Source organism: Agromyces sp. GQ35, from assembly GCF_059758475.1.
Genome location: NZ_JCAXEO010000001.1, coordinates 321190 through 345371, shown reverse-complemented (window position 1 = coordinate 345371; position 24182 = coordinate 321190). Strand labels below are relative to the sequence as shown.

Below are 24182 nucleotides of genomic sequence, written 5' to 3'. Positions count from 1 at the left end.
GCTGCCGATCTCCGCGGGCTGCCGTGTGGCGTTCCGGGCCGTGCAACGATGCGCCCACGGCGAACAGCGCCCCACGGGGCATCCGCCTTGTTTACGCTCGATGTATCGGCGCCCCTTCCCAGCGGGGTCGTGAGGAGTAGAAATGTTCGAGAGATTCACCGACCGAGCCCGTCGTGTCGTCGTCCTGGCCCAAGAAGAGGCCAAGATGCTGAACCACAACTACATCGGCACCGAGCACATCCTGCTCGGTCTCATCCACGAGGGTGAGGGCGTCGCCGCCAAGGCGCTCGAGTCGTTGGGTATCTCGCTCGATGCGGTTCGCGAGCAGGTGCAAGACATCATCGGGCAGGGTCAGCAGCAGCCGACCGGGCACATCCCGTTCACGCCGCGCGCCAAGAAGGTCCTCGAGCTGTCGCTGCGCGAAGCACTCCAGCTCGGCCACAACTACATCGGCACCGAGCACATCCTGCTCGGCCTGATCCGCGAGGGCGAGGGCGTCGCCGCGCAGGTGCTCGTCAAGCTCGGCGCCGACCTCAACCGGGTGCGCCAGCAGGTCATCCAGCTGCTCTCGGGCTACCAGGGCAAAGAGCAGGTGCAGGTCGGCGGCGCCAACGAGCAGCAGACCCCGCAGGGCGGCTCGCAGATCCTCGACCAGTTCGGCCGCAACCTCACGCAGGCCGCTCGCGAATCGAAGCTCGACCCCGTGATCGGGCGCGAGAAGGAGATCGAGCGGGTCATGCAGATCCTCTCGCGTCGTTCGAAGAACAACCCCGTGCTGATCGGCGAGCCCGGCGTCGGCAAGACCGCCGTCGTCGAGGGCCTCGCCCAGGCGATCGTCAAGGGCGAGGTTCCCGAGACGCTGAAAGACAAGCAGCTCTACTCGCTCGACCTCGGCTCGCTCATCGCCGGCTCCCGCTACCGCGGTGACTTCGAAGAGCGCCTGAAGAAGGTCACGAAAGAGATCCGCACGCGTGGCGACATCATCGTCTTCATCGACGAGATCCACACGCTCGTCGGCGCCGGCGCTGCCGAAGGCGCCATCGATGCTGCATCGATTCTGAAGCCGCTTCTCGCTCGCGGTGAGCTGCAGACGATCGGCGCAACCACGCTCGACGAGTACCGCAAGCACTTCGAGAAGGACGCCGCGCTCGAGCGCCGGTTCCAGCCGATCCAGGTCGCCGAACCGAGCCTGCCCCACACGATCAACATCCTGAAGGGTCTGCGCGACCGGTACGAGGCGCACCACAAGGTGTCGATCACCGACGGTGCGCTCGTGGCCGCGGCGAACCTCGCCGACCGCTACGTCTCCGACCGCTTCCTGCCCGACAAGGCGATCGACCTGATCGACGAAGCCGGCGCACGCCTGCGCCTGTCGATCCTCTCGAGCCCGCCCGAGCTGCGCGAGTTCGACGAGAAGATCGCCGTCGTTCGTGCCGCGAAAGAGACGGCCATCGAGGAGCAGGACTTCGAGAAGGCCGCGTCGCTGCGCGACGAGGAGAAGAACCTCCTCGGTGAGCGCCTGCGCCTCGAGAAGCAGTGGAAGTCGGGCGACGTCAAGACGACCGCGGTCGTCGACGAGGGCCTGATCGCCGAGGTGCTCGCGCAGGCCACCGGCATCCCCGTCTTCAAGCTCACCGAAGAGGAGTCGTCGCGACTCGTCTTCATGGAGAAGGCCCTGCACGAGCGCGTCATCGGTCAGGAAGAGGCCATCTCGGCCCTCGCCAAGACCATTCGCCGCACCCGTGCCGGCCTGAAGGACCCGAAGCGGCCCTCGGGCTCGTTCATCTTCGCCGGCCCCACGGGCGTCGGCAAGACCGAGCTGGCCAAGGCGCTCGCCGAGTTCCTGTTCGACGACGAGGCGGCGATGATCTCGCTCGACATGTCGGAGTACGGCGAGAAGCACACGGTCTCGCGACTGTTCGGTGCCCCTCCTGGCTTCGTCGGCTTCGAAGAGGGTGGCCAGCTCACCGAGAAGGTACGCCGCAAGCCGTTCAGCGTCGTGCTCTTCGACGAGATCGAGAAGGCGCACCCCGACATCTTCAACTCGCTCCTCCAGATCCTGGAAGAGGGCCGGTTGACCGACGGCCAGGGCCGCGTCGTCGACTTCAAGAACACGGTCATCATCATGACGACCAACCTCGGTACGAAGGACATCTCGGGCGGGCCCGTCGGCTTCCAGCTCGAGGGCGACCCGCGCACGGGCTACGACCTCATGCGCGGCAAGGTGAACGAAGAGCTGAAGAAGCACTTCAAGCCCGAGTTCCTGAACCGCGTCGATGAGATCATCGTGTTCCCGCAGCTCTCCAAGCCCGAGCTGCTGCAGATCGTCGACCTCTTCATCAAGCGACTGAGCGACCGCATGCTCGACCGCGACATGACCGTCGAGCTGACGCAGTCGGCCAAGGAACGGCTCATCGAGGTCGGGTTCGACCCGTCGCTCGGTGCCCGCCCGTTGCGTCGCGCGGTGCAGCACGAGGTCGAAGACCGACTCTCCGAGAAGATCCTGCACGGCGAGCTCAACTCGGGCGACCACGTGCACGTCGACTTCGCCGACGGCGAGTTCCTGTTCACGACCACCCAGCGGGCGCTGCCCGTCGGCGTGGGCGTGAACACGGCGGCCGCGATCGGCACCGGCCCGGTGAGCCCCGACCTGGCGGCCGCGGCGGGCGAATAGCCGACACGATTCGAAGGGCGGATGCTGCGGCATCCGCCCTTCGTCGTCGCCACCGCCGCCCTCGGACTTGACCCTGCACCATGGTGCAGGGTCGAACATGGCGGCATGACCGAATCACTCACGCTCGTCCGCCCGACGCCTGCCGACTTCGTCCGTCCGCGCTGGGGGCGCGCGGGCGCCGTCTACGACCTGATCGTGACCGTCGGGTTCGCCACCCCGTTCACCGCCTCGTTGCTGCTCGGCGCGACCCGCTGGGCGCACGACGCCTTCGAGCTCCCGGGTGCGCAACTGCCCGCGTTCGATGCGACCGCCCTCATGTTCACGAGCATGTTCGGCACCGCGGTGACGATGTGGGCGATCGCCAGGCTGCTGCGCACCGAGCCCCGGTTCATCATGATCGACACCATCGGTCGTGCGGTGTTCGCCCTGTGGATGACGTGGGCGCTGTTGAATGGGCAGAGCGCGACGATCGTCGTGTTCCTGATCGGGGAGGTCGCATGGCTGGCACTCCAGCTCAGCGGGTTGCTGCGCCTGCGCACACGCTGACGATCGGGCTGCTCGCCCGCTCTGCCGGCGTCGCCGTCAGCACGGTGCGCTTCTACGAACGGCAGGGGCTCGTCGAGCCCGACGAGCGATCCCTCGCCGGCTACCGCTCGTACTCACCCGAAGCGGTGCAGCGCGTTCGGTTCATCCGGCGGGCGCAGCGCCTCGGGTTCACCCTTCGTGAGGTGGGCGACGTGCTGCGACTCTCCGACGCCCCTGAACTCATCACCCTCGACGATGTCGCCGATCAGGTGGCAGGCAAGCTCGTCGAGCTCGACGAGAAGATCGATGACCTGATCCGCGTGCGGGCCGCTCTCGCAGTGCTCATCGAGACCGGCCCGACGCACCCGCGCTGTCCGGTGATCGAGGCCGTCGCCCGCCCGGGCGAGGTCGCGACGAATACGATGGGGGAATGACCGAGTTCCACGTGCGCCGCGCGCGCACGAGCGATGTTCCCCGAATCATCGACCTCGTGGAACCGCTCGTCACCCGACGCATCCTGCTCGGCAAGGAGCGGGTCGACCTCTACGGCTCGGTGCAGGAGTTCCGGGTCGCCGAGACCGACGACGGGCGGCTCATCGGTGCCGGTGCACTGCACGTCATGTGGGAGGACCTCGGCGAGGTGCGCACGCTCGCCGTCGACGAGGCCTGGCTCGGCCACGGCGTCGGACACGCCCTGCTCGCCGCCCTCGAGGTGGAGGCGCGCGAGCTCGGGCTCAACCGGCTCTTCTGCCTCACGTTCGAGACGGCGTTCTTCGGCCGCCACGGCTTCGTCGACATGGGTCGCGAGACCGTCGATCCCGACGTCTACGCCGAACTCGTGCGGTCGAACGACGAGGGCGTCGCGGAGTTCCTCGACCTCGCCCGGGTCAAGCAGAACACCCTCGGCAACACCCGCATGCTGAAGCTTCTCTGAGGGTGACGCTGTCGAGATTCGGCTGCTGGTGATGTGCGCATGCTGAAGCTTCACTGAGACGAGATTCGGCGCGCCGAGCGGATGCCGCGGGCGGCGGCATCCCGGTCGTACCCTGTGTGCATGTCGACGAACACACCCGCCGGGCGGCAATCGCCGCAGGTGTATCGACGTCGGCGGCTCGTCGTGCTGATCGGGCTCATCGCGGTGATCATCGCGATCGTGCTCGTCATCGTGCGCCCGGGGGCGAGCCAGGGCGACGAGGGTGGTGCCGCAGGCGGCTCACCGAGTGCAGACCCGACGACGACGCCAGAGACGACCGCGATCCCGACCGAGCCGACCGCGGCCGACGGCGACCCGTGCGCGCCCGAGAACGTCATGGTCGAGGCGATCACCGACAAGTCGTCGTACGAGCCCGGCGAGCAACCGCAGCTCTCCGTCACGATCACCAACATCGGCACGAACGTCTGCGTGCTGAACGCCGGCACCAAGGCGCAGGTCTTCACGATCACGAGCGGCAGCGAGACCTATTGGACCTCGACCGACTGCCAGGTCGACGCGATCGACGCCGAGGTCTCGCTGACACCGGGTACGCCGGTGAGTTCGAGTGTGCCCATCATCTGGGACCGCACCCGCTCGACCCCCGACACGTGCAGCGGTGCCCGCGAGACCGTGCCGGCCGACGGCGCCTCGTACCACCTCGCGGTGTCTGTCGACGGTTTCGAGTCGGCTGAGCAGAAGCAGTTCCTGCTCTACTAACTCCGGCGTACCTCTCGCGTTCGTCGCATCGGCTGCGTCGAGTTCGGCGAGCTGCCCTTCGTTCGGGGGATACCCGTGGTCGTCGCGGGGTGAGAGCGTTGGAAGATGATCTGTGATGATTGCGGTTCCAGCGACCTGAGCGTGACGAAGAACGAGGTTCGGCTCGGCGTGATGCCGTTTCATGCGAAGTGCAAGGAGTGCGAGCACGAGTGGGACTACACCGACCTGCCGACGGATGACCGGCGGCTCGCGTAGACCGGCCGCTATCGGCGGCTCGATGGCTCGGGCCGGGTCTTCGAGGCGGGCTCGCCGCTCGCCGTCGGGGCGCCCGACCGGGCGGCGGTCGGGTGCGGGTAGCCGGCGAATGCCGGGGCGGTACCGGGGGGCGGATCGAAGCGCACGAGGGCGTTGGCGGCGTCGAGCGACGACGCCGACGACATGAGCTGCTGCTCGGCGGGGTCGAGCGCCCACTTGATGACGAGGAAGACGTCGCCTCGCTTCACGTCGCGATAGCGGCGGATGAGCGCCTTCGGCAGGGCGGGGTCGTTGCGCATGCACACCCAGGTGTCGCCGTCGAACCTGATGGGTTTCGGGAGGCTGCTGGCCATGGGTGCTCCTTCGAGTGGAGCGCGCCGGCCCGCGCGTGATACGTCGATGCTACGAGCGCCCGGTGACATGGTCAGTCGGGCAGGAATCGAGCGAATGTGCCGGCGCCGTGGGGTCAACGAGAACGCCGAGTCTTCGTCGACACCTCGGACCCTCACGGTCCGGCACAGACATCTTAGGACTCTTTCTTGCAAAGAACACCATCTTGTTCCGGTCGTTCCGATACACCCGTGGTGGATGCCCGGGATGCGCCATGGGCGGACGGCGGCCTGCTGCGCGGCATCCGCTCGGTACCCTTGTGGGATGGCAGGCAAGGCACGAGGCAAGCAAGCATCCGAGCCCGTGGAGTTCCGCTCGCAAGCGCTCGCGGAGGCACTCGAACGGCAGGACATCGCGGCGGTCGCTTTGGCTCTGCGCCACGGCAACACCGTCGTGCCGCTCGTGAAGCCGGGGCCGCGCGACAAGCCGCTCGACGGCGGCGAGGTCTGGACCTATCGCGACCCGAAGACCGGAGAGGTCGCACTGCTGCTCTTCAGTGATGCGGCGAACAAGCCGGCGAACCTGCCGCCGGCCGTCGGCCTGCAGAGCCCGGCATGGCTGCGTTCGTTCCTCAAGCGGTACGAGTCGACGATCACGACGGTGTTCCTCGACATCGCCGGGCCGCACCCGATGCAGGCGGCGCCCGCTGAGCTGCTGCGGGCGCTCGAGGCGTAACGCCGTTGGTGGCGCACTCGCCGGCCGGGGCTGGCGAGCCGCTGCTCGCGGTCTGCGGGGCTCAGAACGCCGCGTCGAGCTCTCGCTCGCGCGGGCCGGTCGAGGCCATCATCGCGCGCTGCACGGCGGCGTGCACGCTGCCGGCTTCGACGTCGAGGATGGTCGTGTAGCCGAGCCGCTTCGCTTCGGAGGTGCGCTGCTTCGCGGCTGTGACCGGGCGCACTTCGCCCGCGAGACTGATCTCGCCGAACGCCGCGAGCTCGTGCGGTACGGCTCGGTCGCGCATGGCCGATGCGATCGCGACCGCGATCGCGAGGTCGGCGCCGGGCTCGGCGAGTCGCACACCACCCACGGTGGAGACGTAGACGTCGTGATCGCCGAGGGTCTTGAGCCCTGCGCGGCGTTCGAGCACGGCGATGATCATGGCGACGCGCGACGGGTCGACGCCGTTGACCACCCGGCGCGGCTGCGGCGCCTTGGTGGAGACGACGAGCGCCTGCACCTCGACGGGCAGCGCCCGTCGGCCCTCGAGGGCGACGGTGACGCACGTGCCGCTCACCGCGCTGCGGCCGCTCGAGAGGAAGAGGCCCGATGGGTCGGGCACCTCTGAGATGCCCTCGCCGGTCATCTCGAAGCAGCCGACCTCGTCGGTCGGGCCGAAGCGGTTCTTGAGCGCGCGCACGAACCGCAGCGCCGTCTGGCGGTCGCCCTCGAACTGACAGACGACGTCGACGAGGTGCTCGAGCAGACGGGGCCCGGCGATGCTGCCGTCTTTCGTGACGTGGCCGACGAGCAGCACGGGCAGTTGCCGCTCTTTCGCGACGCGGATGAGGGTCGAGGCGACCTCGCGGACCTGGCTCGGCTGCCCCGGCAGCCCGTCGGAGAGCGACGACGACACGGTCTGCACCGAGTCGACGATGAGCAGCGCCGGGCGGATGGCGTCGACCTGCCCGAGGATCGTCGCGAGGTCGGTCTCTGCTGCGAGGAAGAGCTCGCCGTGCAGCGCGCCCGTGCGCCCCGCGCGGAGCCGCACCTGGGCGACCGATTCTTCGGCCGTGACGTAGAGGACGCGCCGGCCGCCGGCGGCGACCCGCGCAGCGACCTCGAGGAGGAGCGTCGACTTGCCGACCCCTGGCTCACCCGAGAGGAGGATTGCCGCGCCGGCCACGATGCCGCCGCCGAGCACCCGATCGAACTCGCCGATGCCGCTCGGCCGGTGCGCCGCGTCTTCGGTCTGCACGTCGAGGATCGACCTCGCAGTGCGGGCGTCGCCCAGCTGCACTGCCTGCACGGCGCGCACGATGCCAGTGGCCTCGGCGACGTCGACGACCGTGCCCCACTGCTGGCATTCACCGCATCGACCCGCCCACTTGAGGGTGCTCCAGCCGCATTCGGAGCAGCGGAACGTGGAGGTCGAGCGGGCCATGCCCTGAGACTAGCCGCGGCCGCCGACAGTGAGCGCGTCGGCACGCGCGCCGAGCCGAGCTGCCACGCGTGCGACCGCCGGACGGAACGCCTCGGCCCACACCGCATACCCGTGGTCGTTCGGGTGGAACATGTCGCGGGCGAATTGGGTGAGGATACCGCGCAGCCCCTGCCGGCGGGTCAGCTCGTGCAATGGCACGACGACGAGTTCGTGCTCGCGGGCGATGGCGCGCAGCATCCGATTCGCCTCGGCGACCTTGCGCTCGTTGTGCGGAAAGTAGAAGCACGGCAGGTCGGCGACGACGGCGCCGGCGGGCAGCTCGCCGAAGATCGAGCGGATGTTGCGTTCGAACGTCGCGGGGTTCCAGTCGGCGATGTCGTTCGCACCGATCGCGACCGTGACGATGTCGGGCTCGAGGGTCCGGAAGCGCGGCAGCTGGTCGCGCACCGCGAGCGTGGTCGTCGCGCCCGAGACGCTGAGGTTCACGACCCGCACGCTTCGGCCCGTCGCTTCGCGCAGCTCGTCGGCGATGACGCCGACGTAGCTGCGGTCGGGCCGGGATGCCCCGATGCCCTGCGCTGCGCTGTCGCCGATCGCGACGTAGAGCAGTTCGCCCTGCACCTTCGCATGGTCGCGCCACCACTTGGAGTGCACGGGCAGCGTGTCGTTCAGCGTCGCCTTGTTCTCGAGCACCCGATCGCGGAACGGGCGCACGCCGTACGTGCCGAGCACGGTCGACGCGGCGAGCCGAACGCCCGCGGCGATGCGCGGGGCGTTGGGCGAGGAGGCACGAGAGACGGTCACGAGCCGAACCTAGGATGCCCCGCTTCAAGTGGCCTGCATGCCGGCTGAGCGTCAGCTGAGGCATCCGCTCGTCTCGAGGCACGGGGCGTTTTGGTGCTGGCCCGCTCGTCGTCTAAGATCGTCCTCGGTACCGTGTCCGAGCGGCCGAAGGTGCAACTCTCGAAAAGTTGTGTGGGTGAAAGCCCACCGTGGGTTCAAATCCCACCGGTACCGCCACGTCGAACGCCCCGAGTCTCCTGTCCACAGGGGAATCGGGGCGTTTCGCGTTCTGCGCTACTCAGGCGGTCGGTGCACGGAGGGCGTTCGCCTTCAGCACGCTGAACTCCTCGGCCGTGATCGCGCCGGAGTCGAGCAGACGCTTGGCGGACTCGATCTCCGATGTCGCCGAGGTCGTGCCGGCGACCGAGCGGATGTACTCGTTCGTGCTCTCCGAGGTGGCTCGGGCCTGCGCTGCGCTGCGCGCGGACATGCTGCGGCCTCGCGCGATCAGGTAGATGAATGCCGCGAGGAACGGCAGCACGACGAGGAACACGACCCATAGTGCTTTCGCCCAACCGTTCAGCGTGTCGTCTCGGAACACGTCGATCAGCACCGTGATGAAGATCCAGATGCACGAGATGGTCACGTAGAACCAGAAGAACCAGACGAAGAAGTCCCAGATGCTCATGGTTGCTTCCTTTCAACGATGGAGGTGACGGTCACGCCCGCGTCGCCTCGAAGCTATGGCCCCCGCGCATCGCCACGCGTCACCCGATCAGGATGATTCATCGCACCGATCTTCGTCATTCGAAGCGTGTGGAGATGGTGGTTTCGCGGATCATCCTGTTCGGGTGATGCGGCTCGACCGGCCGGCGAGGACTCTTGGGCTCGGTGCGAGACCGCACTTTCCGAAGTACAGATTGAAGGACGGATCACATGATCGAACAGGAGCTGGCGGAATTGGGGCCGGTGGACTTCCTCGTCATCGAGTTCCCCGTCGGTCAGGCGAACTTCACGGGCGAGCTCGCCGAGGAGCTCGTTCGGCTCGTCGACGCAGGCACGATTCGGCTGATCGATGCGGTCATCCTCACGAAGGACGACGACGGCGTCGTGGACGCCATGGAGCTGGCCGACGCCGGCGAGCTCGGCCAACTGGTCGAGCTCGAAGCGCAGTTGGCGGAGCTGCTCGCCGGCGAGGACATCGAGCGGCTCGCGCACGCGATGGAGCCCGGCAGCGTGGCCGGTGTCTTGGTATACGAGAATCTCTGGGCCGCACCGTTCGCGTCAGCAGCCCGACGGGCCGGCGGTCAGTTGATCGCCAACGGCCGGATCCCCATTCAGGCGATCATCGCTTCTCTCGAAGCCGACGACGCCCGCGAGACGACAGGAGTATGAGATGCCACTCAGAGCTGCACGGATCGGTCGAGTCGGAGTCGTCGGTGCGCCCGTGGCACGGGCCGTCGTCGTGAGCAAGGCGGTGCGACCGGGTCCGGCCCCGGTCGCGAAGGCCGCGGTCATCGGCGCAGCCGTCACGCCCGGACGCCGCCGTCGCTTCTAAGGGACAGGTGCGGGGGGACAATGAACGCCGAGATGTTCGACGTCGTCGTGCGAGGCGAAGTCGGCCAGCTCATCACCGATGAGCTCGAGGGCTTCCAAGTCGTCCCGAGCGAGGCGGGGTCGACCCGACTCCGCGGAACGGTGCCGGATCAGGCGCGGCTGGTCGGTCTCCTGGACTTGCTACGTGGATTCAACGTCGAGATCGAATCCGTCACGCACGTGCCTGCTCCATCCGATTGACCCGCTCGAGCAGCCCCAGCGCCCGGGCCTTGGCGATGGCCGAGCTCCGGTCCGAGACGCCCAGCTTCCGGTAGATGTGCGCCGTGTGCGTCTTGAGCGTGTTCACCGACACGTAGAATTCCTTCGCCAACTCGGCGCTCGTCGAATGGCCGGGGAGTACGGCGAGTATCTCCAGTTCACGGACGGTGAGAGGTTCCGGGAGAGTGGAATTGGCGTCCGGCGGCACGATCGCGTGCCATCGCCTGACGAGCGAAGCGGCCAGGCCACCGCGAACCGACGACAGTTCAGCGACCAGGTCGAGCACGATCGGATCGCTTTCGATGAACACCTCGACGAGACCGTCGGGCTCGGCACGATCGAGCGCCGCGACCACCAGGTCGAGCGCCGTCCGGTGGTCGCCGCCCAGCTCGGCCGTCCACGCCGACAGGATCAGCGACCGGATCTCGTCGCGAGTGCCACCAGCCGTGAACAGGGGTTGCGTCGCGGTGAGTATCCGGGTGGCCGATTCACGGTCTGCGATCGTCAGGTGCGCGGCCACCGTCTCGTATGCGACCCCGGCGGTCGACGGCGTCGCGCTGCCGTGCAGGCGAAGCGACGTGGCGCTGCGCCCGGTGCGACGCAGCACGCCCATGTGCACCGAGACGATTCGGTCGAGCACTCCGGGAGCGGGGGCCGTGGATCCCGGCCTGGCCAGGTCCACCAGCGCGAGCGCGTCCTCATAGCGACCCGCCGCGGCGGCGAGGAGGGCTCGCAGGTAGCGCGAGATCCACTCCAGCTGCGTGCGGTGGTTCGCCTCGGCCAGGCTGCTGCCGTGCTGGAGCGGCGCCGTCGCCGACTCAGGCATGCCGCGTTCGTAGGCGACCAGCGCCCTCGCGAGATGCGCATCGGCCAGCACCGGATGCGAGAGAAGCCCGGCGCGAGCCGCGATCTCGCATGCTTCGGCGGCGAGCAGTTCGGCCTCGATCGCGTGACCGCGCCAGATGCGGAGCAGGGCGAGGGAGCCGAGCAGCCCGACTCGGAAGGGTGGGTACGCCACTCCGTCGGTTCTGAGGGCGCGGGTGATCCACGTTTCGGAATCCGATGTGTTGCCGGCGAGGAAGTGCGACCGGCCGAGCGACCCGGTCGCGAGCGTCTCCAGCAGTTCCCGCGACGTGATGCTCATGAGATCGGGAACGGTCACGTTCGGGTTCGATTCGAGCAGTCTGATCGCGCGCTCGGCGGAACGGATGTTCTCGTGCGGGTGAGCATTCCACTGCGTCGTCGCGGCGTTCCAGGCTTCCGCGATCATTCGTTGGCCCACCGTCGCGCGTGGGTGCCGCGCCACTCCGCTCAGCGCGTCTCGGGCGCGTGCTGCTTCGCCCTGCATGCCTTCGAGGATCGCGAGTTCGAGCACGACCTCGAGGCGGTCCGCACGAGCGGCCTCGGGGACCGTCGTGATCCATCGGATGACCGTGTGCATCTCGCCTCGCTCGAACACATCTCGTCCTCGCGTCATGATCGCATCGAGAGCGCGGTCCCAATCGCGGGCACGGAGGAGGTACTCGACCGCCGGCGCCAGTTCTCCGCGGGCGAGATGGTGGTCCGCTGCCCGGCCGAGTAGGCGCGCCTCTTCCGCCGCATTCTCCGCCCGCAGCCGGTACCGGAGAAGATCGCGGAAGAGGTGGTGGAATCTGAAACGATCGCGGTGGGCGTCCAACGCGACCAGGAACATGGATTCGTGCTCGAGTCGCTCCAGAACCAGATGCGAGTCGGATCGGTCGAGGACGTCGTCGACGAGTCCCGCCGTCATGGTGTCGAGCAGCGCCATCCGAAGCAGCAGGGCCCGGTCGTGCTCGGGGAGCGCCTCGAGCACCTCCTCCGTCAGGTACTCCGCGATGAGCCGGTCGGTACCGCCGAAGTGTGCGACGAACGCCTCGGGATCTTCGTGGAATCTCAGGGTGAGGCCGGCGAGTTGGAGTCCGACAGCCCATCCTTCGGTGCGATTCACGAGGACGTCGAGAACGTCGGGGGCGAGGTGACGTCGCGTGATCATCGCCAGGAGCTCTTCGGCCTCCTCGAGCGACATGGCGAGGTCTGACTGCCGCACCTCGTGAAGCCGATTCCGCAGCCGGAGCCTGCTCCAGTGGATCGGAGGATCGACCCGCGTCGAGATGACGAAATGCACCTTCGAGGGAGCGGCGACGATCATCCGGCCGATGTCTGCCAGCAGGGACCCATTGGAGAGATGGTGAAGATCGTCGAGCACGATGACGCACTCGGGAAGCGACTCGAGGGCTGAGCCCAGCGTCTCCAGCAGCGGGGCACCGAAGGCTCCCGCATTGAGCGCTGCGAGAGGTGCGAGCTCCCCGAGCTCGGACTGCACCGTGCCGAGTGCGGCGAGCAGTCGTCGCGCGAACGTCACTGGGTCGTCATCGGTGAAGTCCACATCGACCCACGCGAACGGGAGGTTCGGATTGTCGGCCGCCCACTGCTTCAACAGCACGGTCTTGCCGGCTCCGGCCTGCGCCACGACGAGGGTGAGCGGGAGTGACAACGCGTCGCTCATCCTGTGCTTCAGCGCAGGACGATCGACCAGGTACTCGGGAACGAGAAGCTCGACCACGCCACCCCCACGGACGGACCCCGACCGCCCAACGGCCAGTATGACAGCGCGAGAAGGGCGCCACCATGCCACGCACCCCCAGTACGGGGGTGACCCGACGTCATCCGATCCGGGTGACGCGCGGAGCGGCGGTCGGTAATAGCGTCGGCTCGAGACGGGTGTAACCCACGCCATCGAGTGAAGGGCAGTAACCATGACGCTCTGGGACTTCTTCAGCTGGTTCTTCTGGTTCTACGTCGCCGTCTCCTGCATCTACCTCTTCATCACCGTGCTCATCGACCTCTTCAGGGACGAGACGCTGAGCGGGGCGATGAAGGCGATCTGGGTGCTGTTCCTTGTGGTGTTGCCGTTCCTCGGCGCCATCGTGTACCTGATCGCGCGCGGCAGCAGCATTTCGGCACGACGAGCCCGGGACCGGGAATATGTCACCGAGGCAGACGGCTTCGTTCGCGGCTGACACCGCTCCCGAACCCGTGCGAGCGGGCCCGCGGCCGAGTGCGAGTCGATGATGTCCGCCGGTTCGAACGGGGCAGGAGGAGGGCGGCCGACACCACGCCGGCTCCCGCGGCGCCCCGCGTCGAGCCTGGCCGAACGATGGACGACGATCGACGGCATCGACGTCTTCTACCGTGAGTCGCCCGTGCCGCCCGACGCGCCGGTGATGATGCATCTCCACGGCTTCGGTCTGTCCGGTCGATACCTCCTCCCGACGGCTGAACGGCTCAGCGACGAGTTCCACACACTCGTCCCCGACCTTCCGGGATTCGGACGCAGCGGGAAGTCACCCGATCAACTCGACGTGCCGGATCTCGCGCACGCCGCTGCCCGCTTCCTCGAAGATCGCGGAGCCGATTCGGCCACGCTGGTGGGCAACTCGATGGGATGCCCCGTCATCCTCGAGTTCGCGCATCACTATCCCGAGCGTCTCGATCGCGCCATCCTCGTCTCGCCGGCCGGTGGCGTCCACAACCAGCCGCTGCGCCGCGCCGTCGGACAGCTCGCCCGGGACGGCGGGCGTGAACCCGGCCGGATGATGCGCGTGGCGACCCCCGACTACCTCCGCTTCGGCGTGCCCAGCACCGTCAAGATGTTCCGTGCGCTCACCCGGTATCCGTCGCTCGAGCGCCTGCTGGACCTGCGCATCCCGACGCTGGTGGTCATCGGCGACCGGGATCCGCTGATGCCCCCGCCGGCACGCGTACAGGATGTCGCGAGCCGCACCGACAACCACGTGCTGCTCGTCATGATCGAGGGCGCAGCCCACGCGATCAACTTCAGCCACCCGGGCGAACTGGCGCACGTCATCCGCCTGTTCATGGCCGACGAGCCGATCATCGACGACCCCGACTCGCCGGGCCACTCGCGCTCGCATGAGATACATCGGGGTACGCATCATCCCCCGGCACATGCCAGGTCGGAGGGTCGAGAAGAGGCCGGTCCGACATCACCCGAACCGGATGATTCGGCGCAGGAATGACGTCGGTACCGTGAGTCGCGACGTCGCCGCCAATCGAGATCGTGGAGGAAGACCATGAGACCAGACCGCCACGCGCGCAGCATGCTGCCGATCCCGGACCAGCCGGCCCCGGGCCTCACGACCTACGACGCGAAGGACCCCGATACGGCGTATCCGCCGATCGAGCCCCTCAACCCGCCCGACGGCGCACCCAACGTGCTGATCGTGCTCATCGATGATGTCGGGTTCGGCGCCTCCAGTGCGTTCGGGGGACCGTGCGACATGCCCAGCGCCGAACGGCTCGCCTCCCGAGGCTTGAAGTACAACCGCTTCCACACCACCGCGCTCTGCGCGCCGACACGCCAGGCGATGCTGACCGGTCGCAACCATCACTCGGTCGGCATGGGCAGCATCACCGAGACCGCGACGTCGGCACCTGGCAATAGCTCGCTGCGGCCGAATACGAAGGCGCCGCTCGCGATGACCCTGAAGTTGAACGGGTATGCGACGGCGCAGTTCGGCAAGTGCCACGAGGTTCCGGTGTGGCAGTCCTCGCCCATGGGTCCGTTCGACGCGTGGCCGTCGGCCGGCGGCGGGTTCGAGACGTTCTACGGCTTCATCGGGGGTGAGAACAACCAGTGGGAGCCTGCTCTGTACAGCGGGACGACCCCGGTCGAGCCGCCGGCGACCCCCGAGGAGGGGTACCACCTGACCGAGGATCTCGCCGACCACGCTGTCAGCTGGATCCACACGCAGAAGGCTCTGATGCCCGACAAGCCGTTCTTCGTGTACTTCGCGCCGGGTGCGACGCATGCGCCGCACCACGTGCCGACGGAGTGGGCGGACAAGTACACGGGGAAGTTCGCCGACGGGTGGGACGTGCAGCGTGAGAAGACGTTCGCGCGGCAGAAGGAACTCGGGGTGGTCCCGGCCGATGCCGAGCTGACGGAACGGCACGGCGAGATCCCCGCCTGGGACGACATGCCCGACGAGCTCAAGCCGGTGCTGGAGCGTCAGATGGAGGTATATGCCGGATTCCTCGAGCACACCGACTTCCACGTCGGGCGCGTGCTCGATGCCATCGAGGAGCTCGGCGTGCTCGACAACACCCTGATCTACTACATCATCGGAGACAACGGTGCCTCGGCCGAGGGGACCGTGAACGGCGCCTTCAACGAGATGGCGAACTTCAACGGCATGGCTGCGCTCGAGACGCCCGAGTTCATGGCCTCGAAGATCGATGAGCTGGGCACGCCCAGCTCGTACAACCACTACGCCGTCGGCTGGGCGTGGGCGATGAACTCCCCGCTGCAGTGGACCAAGCAGGTCGCCTCGCACTGGGGCGGCACCCGCAACGGCACCATCCTGCACTGGCCGAATGGCATCGAGGAGAAGGGCGGGCTGCGCACCCAGTTCACGCACTGCATCGACGTGGCACCTACGATCCTCGAGGCGGCCGGGCTGCCCGAGCCCACCATGGTGAACGGCGTGCAGCAGTCGCCCATCGAGGGCACGAGCATGCTCTACTCCTTCAACGAGGCCGACACCCCCGAACGGCACGAACTGCAGTACTTCGAGATGTTCGGCAACCGCGGCATCTACCACAAGGGTTGGAGTGCCGTCACGAAGCACCGCACGCCATGGATCATGGTGGGTGGCACGGTGCCGGCGTTCGATGACGACGTGTGGGAGCTCTACGACGGCAGCGTCGACTTCAGCCAGGCGCGCGACCTCTCGGCCGAGCAGCCCGACCGGCTGCACGAACTGCAGCGGCTCTGGCTGATCGAGGCGGTCAAGTACAACGTGCTACCGATCGACGACCGCACGGCAGAGCGGCTGAACCCGGAGTTGGCGGGTCGGCCGACCCTCATCCGCGGGAAGTCCCAGCTGCTCTATGCCGGTATGGGGAGGCTTTCGGAGAGCAGCGTCGTGAGCATCAAGAACAAGTCGTTCTCCGTTACCGCAGAGATCGAGGTACCCCAGGGTGGAGCCGACGGGGTCATCATCGCCCAGGGCGGCCGCTTCGGCGGCTGGAGCGTCTTCGTGAGCGGCGGAAAGGCCAAGTTCGTCTACAACGTGCTCGGCATCCAATCATTCGCGACCGACGCCCGGTCTCAGATCCCGGCCGGCACGCACCAGGTGCGCATGGAGTTCGCCTACGACGGCGGCGGGCTCGCCAAGGGGGGCGACGTCACGCTGTACTACGACGGCGACGAGGTCGGCAGCGGCCGCGTCGGGGCTACACAGCCGCTCATCTTCTCCGCCGACGAGACGACCGACGTCGGCTACGAGTCGGGCACCCCCGTCAGCTCCGACTACACGACGCAGTCGAGCCGGTTCACCGGCAAGATCCACTGGGTGAAGATCGACACGGGCGACGACGACCACGAGCACCTGATCGACCCCGAGGAGCGACTCCGGGTGGCGATGGCCAGGCAGTGAGCGCAGGCGCCGCCGCACATCAGTGGTGAAGCGCGCCGCCCTCGCTCACCAGCCGCTACGGGTCGGCGTGTGGCCGTCGCGGGCATCGTCTGGCATGGGCATCTCGGCGCGCAGCCCGAGCAGCCGGATCGGCCGTTCGGGTTCGATGCGAGCGGCGAGCTCCAGCACGCGGGCGAGCACCACAGCGGGGTCGGCGGTCTCGGCGATCTTCTTGGTGAGGACCTTGGTGGTGAACGGCGCATAGCGCACCTTGAGCGTGAGACCGATGACCGGCCTGCCCTCGGCTTCGATGTCGCCGAGCACGCGAGTCGTGAGTTCGCGCAGGGCCTCCTCGATCTGGGAGCGTTCGGTGAGGTCCTGCTGGAAGGTGGTCTCCCGGCTGTGCCCGCGCGCCACCCACGGGGTGTCGTCGACGACCGCCGAGCCTTCGCCGCGGCCGAGCTGGGCGTACCACGGGCCCATCTTCGGGCCGAACTCGGCCACCAGTTCGGCGGGGTCGATCGCGGCGAGCTCGGCGACCGTCGAGATGCCGAGCGCGGCCAGTCGACGGGAGATCTTCGAGCCGACGCCCCAGAGGTCGATCGTCGGTCGACCGCCCATCACGTCGAGCCAGTTCTCGGCGGTGAGCCGGAAGACGCCGCGCGGCTTGCCGAACCCGGTGGCGATCTTCGCGCGCACGAGCGTGTCGCCGATGCCGACGCTGCAGTGCAGCCGAGTTCGCTCGAGCACGGCCCCATGCAGCTGTCGGGCGAATGCCTCGGGATCTTCGGTGCGTACACCGACGAACGCCTCGTCCCAGCCGAGCACCTGCACGACGGCGCCGGGCTGGGCGCGCAGCGTCGCCATGACCTCGGCGGATGCCGCGGAGTAGGCCTCGGCATCGACCGGGAGGAAGATCGCATCCGGCGCCTTGCGTGCGGCGATGCGCAACGGCATGCCCGAGCCGACACCGAACTCACGAGCCTCGTACGATGCCGTCGAGACCACGGCTCGCTCGCTCGGGTCACCGCGGCCGCCGACGATCACGGGCTTGCCCGCGAGCTCGGGGCGGCGCAGCACCTCGACGGCGGCCACGAACTGGTCGAGGTCGACGTGGAGTACCCAGGACGCGCGGTGTCCGGTCACCGCACCAGTCTGCCGCGTGCCGTGTCATCGTGCACGGATGGCGCCGCCGACTTCTGCTGCGGGCCCGGTGCTAGCGTGGATGCCCGGCCGCGCGGCATCCGTCGACGTGGACCTCGTCGAACGTGGAGGCAGGCGCGTGCATCAAGCGGTCGAACTCGATGACGGCCTCGTGTTCCGCGAACTCGCCGTCGGCGACGGCCCTGCGCTCGCCGAGGCGTACACGCGGAACCGCGAACACCTCGCACCCTGGGAGCCGGCCCGCACCGACGCCTTCTTCACAGCCGAGACGCACGAGCGCGATGTCGAGGCCTCACTGACTCGCCGCGAGGCCGGGCTGGCGATGCCGTTCGTGCTCGCGCACGGCGACGAGATCGTCGGTCGGGTCAACCTCTCCGACCTCGTGCGCGGGGCGTTCCAGAACGCGCACCTGGGCTATTGGATCGACGTCCGGTACACCGGTCGCGGGCTCGCCACCACGGCCGTCGGCCTGGCCGTGCACGCCGCGCGCGACGCCGGGCTGCACCGGGTGCAGGCGGGAACGCTCGTGCACAACGCCGCATCGCAGGCGGTGCTCACCCGCAACGGCTTCGAGCGGTTCGGCCTCGCCCGCCGGTACCTGCGCATCGCGGGGGAGTGGCAGGATCACGTGCTCTTCGCGCGCCTGCTCGACGAGGAGCTCGAGGAGCTCGAGCAACTCGAGTAGCTCGTCGGCTCCGGTGTTACCGTTGACCGAAGCGAGCACGCGAACTCGCGCGGCCAGAGAGGAGACGACATGCTCGAACTCATCGTCTCCCTCCTGCGCGTGGCGCAGGGCTCGCTCGAGATCGCCCTCACCTCGAACGCGCAGGTGTCGGTCGTGCTGCTCGGGGTCGTCGGCGCGGCCGCCGTCGCCGTGGTGGTCGTCGCCTGCCAGGCGATGCCGTCGATCGTCGCCGCCGACGCGAGCGGCGCAGCCACCCGGTTCCGGCAGACGGCCGACCCGTGGCGCCTGCTCGCGCAGAGCGACCCCGACGCACCGGGCCGTGCACGCCCGAGGGCGCCGACACGCGGCATCGCGGCCGCGTAGCGACATCCGACCAGCGCCGCCTCGCCCACCGGGCGGGCGTTCGGCGACTCCAGTCCTCGCGGCCAGACGGACCCGTCTGTCCCTCGACCGCAAGGAACCCTCCACATGGATCTCTACGCCTTCCCGCCCATCGCCGCCCTGCTCGACGGGGCGCACGCCGTGCTCATGGCCCTCGCCGGGCTGCTCGAGCCGCTGATCGGCATCGCGAGCGCAGCGGCGGCCGTCGTGCTCGTCACCCTGCTCGTGCGCGCCGCGCTCATTCCGGTCGGTGTCTCGCAGGCGAAGGCCGAGCAGGTGCGCTCGCGACTCGCCCCCAAGCTCGCCGCACTGCAGCTGAAGCACAAGAAGAATCCCGAACGACTCCAGCGGGAGACGATGGCGTTGTACGGCGAAGAGGGGACGACGCCGTTCGCGGGCTGCCTGCCGATGCTCGTGCAAGCCCCGATCGTCGGCGTGATCTACGCGCTCTTCATCCTGCCGACGATCGCCGGGCACCCGAACGCACTGCTCGAGCAGACCTTCTTCGGAGTGCCCCTCGGCTCGAGTCTCGCGGGCCAACTCGCTGCAGGCATCGTCACTCCCGGGTCGCTGCTCGTGTTCGGTGCCGTGATCGTGGGCATCGCCGCCGTCGGCGAGGTCACCCGTCGCGTGCTCCAGCCGCAAGCTCCGGTCACCGGGCCGGTGGCGCAGAGCCGAGCGGATGCCGCGGCGCGTACCGCTTCCGCTGGGGCACCGGCGAACCCGCTCGCCGGGCCGGGGGTCGCCAAGGCCCTCGGCGCACTGCAGTTCATCACCGCCGTCATCGCGATCTTCGTGCCACTCGCTGCCGCGCTCTACCTCTTGGTCACCGTGGCCTGGACGCTCGTGCAGCGGATGCTGCTGCGTCGGCGCTACCCGCTCGCCGCCGCCGCAACGGCCTGACGCCGCCGACGAGGGGCCGCTGCTGCTGCGGCGGATACGAAAACGGCCGGTGCACGCGGTCGCCCGCACGAATACCGTGTTCCGCGACACACGCGCAAGGGGTTGCTGCGGTGGGGCCCCAGTGGTTTGGTTGGTGTACCTGAACGAAGGAGCACAGCATGAGTTTCCTCGCGTTTCTGATCCTCGGCCTCATCGCCGGGGCGATCGCCAAGCTGATTCTGCCGGGTCGGCAGGGTGGCGGATGGTTCGTCACCCTTCTGCTCGGTGTCGTCGGCGCCCTGCTCGGTGGCTGGATCGGCAGTGCCCTCTTCGGCATTGGCATGGACCAGTTCTGGGATCTCGGCACCTGGCTCCTCGCCATCGCCGGAGCCATCATCGTGCTGCTCATCTGGGGTCTCATCACGCGAGGCCGCAGCAAGAGCACCGCGTAGCAGCGGTCGGCACGACGCACGCGGGCACACCGGCCGCTCGGCTCACAGCTCGAGTGGCCGGTGTACCCGCGCTGTCGCGTGCTCCCGCTCGGCGATCGACCTGTCGCGCACTACCCTCAGTCGCGCGTTCGCTCGATCGCGAGTTCGGCGAAGCGGCGCAGTAGGCGCTGCGGTTCGGTGACGGAGGCCGCGGCGAGCCGCCGGCCGACTTCGCGCAGCTCGCTCGCCGGGAAGTAGCCGTGGTGCCGGTACACCTGGGCGCGAGCGACGAAGTCGCCGGTCGACACCTCGGGGTGGAACTGGGTCGCGTAGACGCTCGTGCCGACCCGATAGATCTGCACGGGACATCCGGCTGACGAAGCGAGCAGGTGCGCATCGGCTGGCAGCCGTTCGGTGGCCTCCTTGTGACCGACGAGAGCCTGGAACCGCTCGGGCAGTGCACCGACCAGGCGGTCGGCGACGCCTTCGTCGGTGAGCCGGATCTCGACGGCCTGCGCGGCTTCGCCATGCGCTGTTCCCACCTCGCCGCCGAGCAGCCGGGTCAGCACGCCGATGCCGTAGCACGTGAGCAGCAGTGGGAAGTCGGCAGCGATCGCCGATTCGGCGAGCCGGGTCAGGTCGGTCTCGACGCGTCGCTGCACCTCGTGCTTGCCGTTCTCGGGGGTGGTGACGTTGTACGGACTGCCGCCGACCACGATGCCCGCGTAGTCGCTCAACGTGACGTCGCCGAGGGGATCGACGTCGAGTCGCACGTGCTCGAGCCGGCCGGCGTCGACGCTCATGGCGCGTCGCACCGATTCGTATTCGGGGCCGACGGCCTCGATCTCGGGGCGCGCCGACAGGAACAGGAACGGCTTCGAACTCATCGGCCTCTCCGGCGGCTGCGCTGCTTCGCACCGGCTCCGGTGCGCGGCGCAGGGCGGCCGCCCTTGCCGGCGCCCTTGCCGCCCTTCGCGCCCTTGCCGCCCTTGCCGTTGCCTGCGGCCTTCGCAGCGGCGGCCCGGCGCTCGGCGGCGGCGAGCTTGGCCGCCTTCGCGGGCTTCATCGGGGGCGGATCATCGGCCGACCCGCGTGAGCTCTTCGCACCGCGACCGCGCACGACGGCCACGAACTCCTGGATGTCGGCGTCATCGCGATCGCGACGCCAGACCAGGGAGATCTGGGATGCCGCGGCATCCGTCACCGGAATCGCGACGACGTCTTTGCGGCGATGCAGTCGCGCGATCGAGTGCGGCACGATGGCGTGCCCGGTGCCCGCCGCGACGAGCTCGATCGTCATCGCCACGTCGGCCTGGACGGGTGCCGGTGCATCGCCCTCGAGGTCGGCGAGCGTGAGCGACTCGGCGTCGGCGAGCGGATGCTCCTTCGGGAGCACCACGACCGGCAACTCCTCCCAGAGCGCGACGGCGTGCAGTCCATCGGTGTCGACCGGGAGACGGACGAATGCCAGGTCGGCCTCGCCCGCGAGCAGGGCGGTCAGCTGGTCGGGCTCGTCGACGACGATCGCCTCGAGCAGAAGCTCGGGGCGCCGTTCGTTCCACACGCGCAGCCACTTCGACGGGCTCACGCCGGCGACGTACCGGAGTCGCAGTGTCACCTCGGCCCCCGTTCCCGTTCCGGCAGGCATGCAGCCTGCTCCCAGCGTAGACGATGCCCGCCGGGCGCCCGGTGGGCGGATGCCGCGTGACGAGCTACGGTGTGAGGGTGAGCCAGTCGAAGAACTCCCAGACCATGAAGGCGGAGACCGCAGCCAAGAAGCTCGGCATCCTCCTCGAGGCCGCGCCCGAGGAGTTCCGCGAGCGACTCGTCACGCGCGACGAGCTCGCGGCGCTCATGGCGGAGCCGCCCGAGTGGCTCGAGGTGCTCCGCCGCGAAGGGCCGCACCCGCGCACGGTCATCGCGTCGAAGCTCGGCATCTCCAACTCGGGCCTCGCCCGCAGCGGTATCGACGAGTCGCTGACCACGGCCCAGATCAAGTCGCTGCTCGAAGCGCCGCCGGCATGGCTCGTCACCGAGCGTGCCACCCAAGCGGCCGTGCGCGCCGAGAAGATCCGCGTCGGCGAGCGCGACAAGGAGCGAGCCGAGCGCCGCGCCGGCGGTTCAGGGGTCTAGGTCTCGATACGCTCCGCTACTCGACCGGCGGTGTGCTCCGCTACTCGACCGGCGTGTGTGCTCCGCTACTCGACCGGCGGCGACGTGTAGCGGGCTGCGAGGAACGCGGCGGCGTCGGCGAGTTCCAGTTCGGAGACCGAGTGGCCGAGGCCCTCGTAGATGCGTTCGTCGAGCGCTGAATGCGCCGGCAGCCAAGCCTGCGTGCGGGCGACGAATGCCGCAGGGATCACGTCATCGGTCGTGCCGCGCCCCCAGAAGACGGGCGGGAGCAGTTGCGACATCCGCTCGTCGCCCGCTCGGTGGCCGGGCAGCGCGAAACCGGCGAGACTCACGGCGAACGCGAATCTCTCGGGCGCCCGCCTGAGCAGCTCGATCGCCATCGCACCGCCCTGCGAGAAGCCGAGCAGGCCGACCGAGGCGGTCTCGGGTGCGACCCGGTCGAGCCAGTCGATGACGGCCGTCGTCGCGACATCCGCACCCTCGATCGAGAGCTCGACGCCCTCGTCGGAGAGCGGGAACCAGGCGTGGCCGTAGCCCGTGAACGTCGGCGCGCGCAGTGATGCCACCGCCGGAGCGAGCGGCAGATACGGGGTGAGACCGAAGAGGTCGCCCTCGTTGGAGTTGTAGCCGTGCAGCAGCACGAGCAGCGGACGCCCGGCGCGATCGGCCGTCGACGCCGACCACAGCACCGCGTCGTCGTCGATCCGCACAGAAGCCATGACGTCAACGCTAGCGGTGTGAGGCAGAATCGAGGCATGAGCGTACGCACTCCCGATCCCGACTGGAATCCCGACGACGATTCCGTCGTCAGGCCGCCGGCGAACCCGGGGTGGCTCACCGACCTCGAACTCGCCGAGGTGCGCGGCCGCTTGCCGCTGCTCTACGTCGAGGCGGTGCCGGTGCGGGTCGACGGGCTCGGGCAGGTCACCGAGGTCGGCGTGCTGCTGCGAGCGAACGCCGTCGGCGAGATGACCCGCACCCTCGTCTCGGGGCGCGTCATGTACGGCGAGACCATCCGCGACGCACTCTTCCGTCACCTCGAGAAAGATCTCGGCCCGATGGCGTTCCCCTTGCTGCCGACGAGCTCGGTGCCGTTCAGCGTCGCCGAGTACTTTCCGCTGCCCGGCATCTCACCCTTCTCGGACGACCGTCAGCACGCCGTGTCCCTCGTGTTCGTCGTGCCCGTCACCGGAACGTGCGAGCCGCGGCAGGATGCGCTCGAGGTCACGTGGATGTCGCCCGCCGACGCGGCTTCCGACGCGGTCGGTGACGAGTTCGAGGGTGGGCGCGGCCTGCTCGTGCGTCAGGCGCTGGCGTCGGTGGGCGCGCTGCGCTGACCTGCCGCACGGGGCTCGAGCACGACCACCGCGGTCTCCCGGTGGCGAAGTGCGGACAGTCCGTCGACATCGTCGCCGTACGTCTGCCACGCCGCCCACAGGCGTGCGCGCTCCGCGCCGAGCGCCGCGCGGGCCCGCACGTCGCGGGGACCGCTGGGCAGCACGACCGCTGCATCCGGGTCGGCGATCAGGTTGAGCCACCAGGCGGGTTCGGGTTCGGCCCAGCCGTTCATCGCGAGCGTGACGAGGTTCGGGCCGTCCTCGAAGTAGGCCACGATGACGGAACGCTCACGGCCGGTGCGACGTCCGGTCGTGGTCAGGCGCATGGTGCCCCATCGCTCGGGGCGAGGCGGCCAGAGGCCCCTGCGTCCCCGCGTGATCCGGTAGAGGCCTCGGTGCACGACCCACGCGCTGCGCACGAACCACCGCGGCGGAATTCGAGGTGGGCGCTTCGTCGTCGTTCTCGAGGAGTCCT

At 68.8% G+C, this 24182-nt stretch carries 29 protein-coding genes and 1 tRNA gene; 20 read left to right on the top strand and 10 right to left on the bottom strand.

Annotated elements, in window-relative coordinates; translation table 11 throughout:
- Positions 1 to 142: 142 nt before the first annotated feature.
- From AC6CH0_RS01700 to AC6CH0_RS01675, 6 genes are all read left to right on the top strand, one after another.
- Entirely contained in the window at positions 143 to 2674 is a 2532-nt protein-coding gene (locus AC6CH0_RS01700; RefSeq protein WP_498097936.1) for an ATP-dependent Clp protease ATP-binding subunit, read from the top strand.
- A 105-nt stretch (positions 2675 to 2779) separates the two neighbouring features.
- Positions 2780 to 3220 (top strand): hypothetical protein, encoded by a 441-nt coding sequence (locus tag AC6CH0_RS01695; RefSeq protein WP_498097935.1) that lies wholly within the window; start codon positions 2780 to 2782, stop codon positions 3218 to 3220.
- The gene (locus tag AC6CH0_RS01690) at positions 3172 to 3633 is read left to right on the top strand and encodes a MerR family transcriptional regulator (protein WP_498097934.1); all 462 of its coding nucleotides are present in this window, start codon (positions 3172 to 3174) and stop codon (positions 3631 to 3633) included. Before AC6CH0_RS01695 ends, AC6CH0_RS01690 begins: the two co-directional genes overlap by 49 nt.
- On the top strand, positions 3630 to 4133 hold the full coding sequence (locus tag AC6CH0_RS01685; protein WP_498097933.1) for an amino-acid N-acetyltransferase: 504 nt from the start codon (positions 3630 to 3632) through the stop codon (positions 4131 to 4133). The genes AC6CH0_RS01690 and AC6CH0_RS01685 overlap by 4 nt, the downstream gene beginning before the upstream one ends.
- Before the next feature lie 120 nt (positions 4134 to 4253).
- Entirely contained in the window at positions 4254 to 4889 is a 636-nt protein-coding gene (locus AC6CH0_RS01680) for a hypothetical protein (protein WP_498097932.1), read from the top strand.
- Positions 4890 to 4994: 105 nt separating this feature from the next.
- Positions 4995 to 5144 carry a hypothetical protein gene (locus AC6CH0_RS01675; protein WP_498097931.1) on the top strand — a complete coding sequence of 50 codons (150 nt, stop codon included), beginning with the start codon at positions 4995 to 4997 and terminating at the stop codon, positions 5142 to 5144.
- An 8-nt stretch (positions 5145 to 5152) separates the two neighbouring features.
- On the opposite strand, the gene AC6CH0_RS01670 is transcribed toward AC6CH0_RS01675, so the two are convergent.
- On the bottom strand, positions 5153 to 5497 hold the full coding sequence (locus AC6CH0_RS01670; protein WP_498097930.1) for a hypothetical protein: 345 nt from the start codon (positions 5495 to 5497) through the stop codon (positions 5153 to 5155).
- A gap of 301 nt (positions 5498 to 5798) precedes the next feature.
- Between AC6CH0_RS01670 and AC6CH0_RS01665 the strand changes: the two genes are divergently transcribed.
- Positions 5799 to 6209, top strand: coding sequence for a dehydrogenase (locus AC6CH0_RS01665; protein ID WP_498097929.1), 411 nt, complete (start codon positions 5799 to 5801; stop codon positions 6207 to 6209).
- 61 nt (positions 6210 to 6270) lie between these two features.
- Here AC6CH0_RS01665 and radA read toward each other — a convergent pair whose 3' ends face one another.
- The gene (radA, locus tag AC6CH0_RS01660) at positions 6271 to 7635 is read right to left on the bottom strand and encodes a DNA repair protein RadA (protein ID WP_498097928.1); all 1365 of its coding nucleotides are present in this window, start codon (positions 7633 to 7635) and stop codon (positions 6271 to 6273) included.
- A gap of 9 nt (positions 7636 to 7644) precedes the next feature.
- Complete coding sequence (locus AC6CH0_RS01655) at positions 7645 to 8439, bottom strand: SGNH/GDSL hydrolase family protein (RefSeq protein WP_498097927.1); 795 nt, start codon at positions 8437 to 8439, stop codon at positions 7645 to 7647.
- A 126-nt stretch (positions 8440 to 8565) separates the two neighbouring features.
- Between AC6CH0_RS01655 and AC6CH0_RS01650 the strand changes: the two genes are divergently transcribed.
- Positions 8566 to 8655: transfer RNA gene (locus AC6CH0_RS01650), tRNA-Ser, on the top strand.
- A 61-nt stretch (positions 8656 to 8716) separates the two neighbouring features.
- On the opposite strand, the gene AC6CH0_RS01645 is transcribed toward AC6CH0_RS01650, so the two are convergent.
- Complete coding sequence (locus tag AC6CH0_RS01645; protein ID WP_498097926.1) at positions 8717 to 9106, bottom strand: SHOCT domain-containing protein; 390 nt, start codon at positions 9104 to 9106, stop codon at positions 8717 to 8719.
- Positions 9107 to 9354: 248 nt separating this feature from the next.
- Here AC6CH0_RS01645 and AC6CH0_RS01640 point away from each other — a divergent pair, with 248 nt between their 5' ends.
- From AC6CH0_RS01640 to AC6CH0_RS01630, 3 genes are read left to right on the top strand one after another with little or no spacing between them, the layout of a single operon-like run.
- On the top strand, positions 9355 to 9813 hold the full coding sequence (locus AC6CH0_RS01640) for a DUF6325 family protein (RefSeq protein ID WP_498097925.1): 459 nt from the start codon (positions 9355 to 9357) through the stop codon (positions 9811 to 9813).
- Between the two features lies 1 nt (position 9814).
- Complete coding sequence (locus AC6CH0_RS01635; RefSeq protein WP_498097924.1) at positions 9815 to 9976, top strand: hypothetical protein; 162 nt, start codon at positions 9815 to 9817, stop codon at positions 9974 to 9976.
- A 20-nt stretch (positions 9977 to 9996) separates the two neighbouring features.
- The gene (locus tag AC6CH0_RS01630) at positions 9997 to 10215 is read left to right on the top strand and encodes a DUF8691 family protein (protein ID WP_498097923.1); all 219 of its coding nucleotides are present in this window, start codon (positions 9997 to 9999) and stop codon (positions 10213 to 10215) included.
- Here the strand turns inward: AC6CH0_RS01630 and AC6CH0_RS01625 are convergent.
- Positions 10187 to 12817: a winged helix-turn-helix domain-containing protein gene (locus AC6CH0_RS01625; protein WP_498097922.1), complete on the bottom strand. Its 2631-nt coding sequence runs from the start codon at positions 12815 to 12817 to the stop codon at positions 10187 to 10189. The genes AC6CH0_RS01630 and AC6CH0_RS01625 overlap by 29 nt on opposite strands.
- Positions 12818 to 13010: 193 nt before the next feature.
- Here AC6CH0_RS01625 and AC6CH0_RS01620 point away from each other — a divergent pair, with 193 nt between their 5' ends.
- From AC6CH0_RS01620 to AC6CH0_RS01610, 3 genes are read left to right on the top strand one after another with little or no spacing between them, the layout of a single operon-like run.
- Positions 13011 to 13274, top strand: a complete 264-nt coding sequence (locus AC6CH0_RS01620) for a PLD nuclease N-terminal domain-containing protein (protein WP_498097921.1) — start codon at positions 13011 to 13013, stop codon at positions 13272 to 13274.
- A gap of 51 nt (positions 13275 to 13325) precedes the next feature.
- Complete coding sequence (locus AC6CH0_RS01615; RefSeq protein ID WP_498097920.1) at positions 13326 to 14294, top strand: alpha/beta fold hydrolase; 969 nt, start codon at positions 13326 to 13328, stop codon at positions 14292 to 14294.
- A 54-nt stretch (positions 14295 to 14348) separates the two neighbouring features.
- Positions 14349 to 16715: a sulfatase-like hydrolase/transferase gene (locus AC6CH0_RS01610; RefSeq protein ID WP_498097919.1), complete on the top strand. Its 2367-nt coding sequence runs from the start codon at positions 14349 to 14351 to the stop codon at positions 16713 to 16715.
- A gap of 45 nt (positions 16716 to 16760) precedes the next feature.
- Here AC6CH0_RS01610 and AC6CH0_RS01605 read toward each other — a convergent pair whose 3' ends face one another.
- Positions 16761 to 17840, bottom strand: coding sequence for a DNA polymerase IV (locus tag AC6CH0_RS01605; protein ID WP_498097918.1), 1080 nt, complete (start codon positions 17838 to 17840; stop codon positions 16761 to 16763).
- Between the two features lie 37 nt (positions 17841 to 17877).
- On the opposite strand from AC6CH0_RS01605, the gene AC6CH0_RS01600 reads away from it, so the two are divergent.
- The 4 genes from AC6CH0_RS01600 (at position 17878) to AC6CH0_RS01585 (ending at position 20258) form a co-directional block, all read left to right on the top strand.
- Positions 17878 to 18543, top strand: a complete 666-nt coding sequence (locus tag AC6CH0_RS01600; RefSeq protein ID WP_498097917.1) for a GNAT family N-acetyltransferase — start codon at positions 17878 to 17880, stop codon at positions 18541 to 18543.
- Positions 18544 to 18612: 69 nt separating this feature from the next.
- The gene (locus AC6CH0_RS01595) at positions 18613 to 18906 is read left to right on the top strand and encodes a DUF6412 domain-containing protein (protein ID WP_498097916.1); all 294 of its coding nucleotides are present in this window, start codon (positions 18613 to 18615) and stop codon (positions 18904 to 18906) included.
- Between the two features lie 105 nt (positions 18907 to 19011).
- A complete protein-coding gene (locus AC6CH0_RS01590; protein WP_498097915.1) occupies positions 19012 to 19827 on the top strand; it encodes a YidC/Oxa1 family membrane protein insertase in 816 nt (271 codons plus the stop codon).
- A 158-nt stretch (positions 19828 to 19985) separates the two neighbouring features.
- Positions 19986 to 20258 (top strand): GlsB/YeaQ/YmgE family stress response membrane protein, encoded by a 273-nt coding sequence (locus tag AC6CH0_RS01585; protein WP_498097914.1) that lies wholly within the window; start codon positions 19986 to 19988, stop codon positions 20256 to 20258.
- Positions 20259 to 20374: 116 nt separating this feature from the next.
- Here the strand turns inward: AC6CH0_RS01585 and AC6CH0_RS01580 are convergent, their stop codons facing one another.
- On the bottom strand, positions 20375 to 21124 hold the full coding sequence (locus AC6CH0_RS01580) for a glutamine amidotransferase (RefSeq protein ID WP_498097913.1): 750 nt from the start codon (positions 21122 to 21124) through the stop codon (positions 20375 to 20377).
- The gene (locus tag AC6CH0_RS01575) at positions 21121 to 21885 is read right to left on the bottom strand and encodes a LysR family substrate-binding domain-containing protein (RefSeq protein WP_498097912.1); all 765 of its coding nucleotides are present in this window, start codon (positions 21883 to 21885) and stop codon (positions 21121 to 21123) included. The genes AC6CH0_RS01580 and AC6CH0_RS01575 overlap by 4 nt, the downstream gene beginning before the upstream one ends.
- A gap of 104 nt (positions 21886 to 21989) precedes the next feature.
- Between AC6CH0_RS01575 and AC6CH0_RS01570 the strand changes: the two genes are divergently transcribed.
- Complete coding sequence (locus AC6CH0_RS01570) at positions 21990 to 22370, top strand: DUF5997 family protein (protein ID WP_498100980.1); 381 nt, start codon at positions 21990 to 21992, stop codon at positions 22368 to 22370.
- A 65-nt stretch (positions 22371 to 22435) separates the two neighbouring features.
- Here AC6CH0_RS01570 and AC6CH0_RS01565 read toward each other — a convergent pair whose 3' ends face one another.
- Positions 22436 to 23089: an alpha/beta hydrolase gene (locus AC6CH0_RS01565; RefSeq protein WP_498097911.1), complete on the bottom strand. Its 654-nt coding sequence runs from the start codon at positions 23087 to 23089 to the stop codon at positions 22436 to 22438.
- Positions 23090 to 23125: 36 nt separating this feature from the next.
- Between AC6CH0_RS01565 and AC6CH0_RS01560 the strand changes: the two genes are divergently transcribed.
- Entirely contained in the window at positions 23126 to 23707 is a 582-nt protein-coding gene (locus AC6CH0_RS01560) for an NUDIX hydrolase family protein (protein WP_498097910.1), read from the top strand.
- On the opposite strand, the gene AC6CH0_RS01555 is transcribed toward AC6CH0_RS01560, so the two are convergent.
- Complete coding sequence (locus AC6CH0_RS01555; protein ID WP_498097909.1) at positions 23674 to 24033, bottom strand: nitroreductase/quinone reductase family protein; 360 nt, start codon at positions 24031 to 24033, stop codon at positions 23674 to 23676. The two genes, AC6CH0_RS01560 and AC6CH0_RS01555, sit on opposite strands and share 34 nt — an antisense overlap.
- Positions 24034 to 24182: the final 149 nt, after the last annotated feature.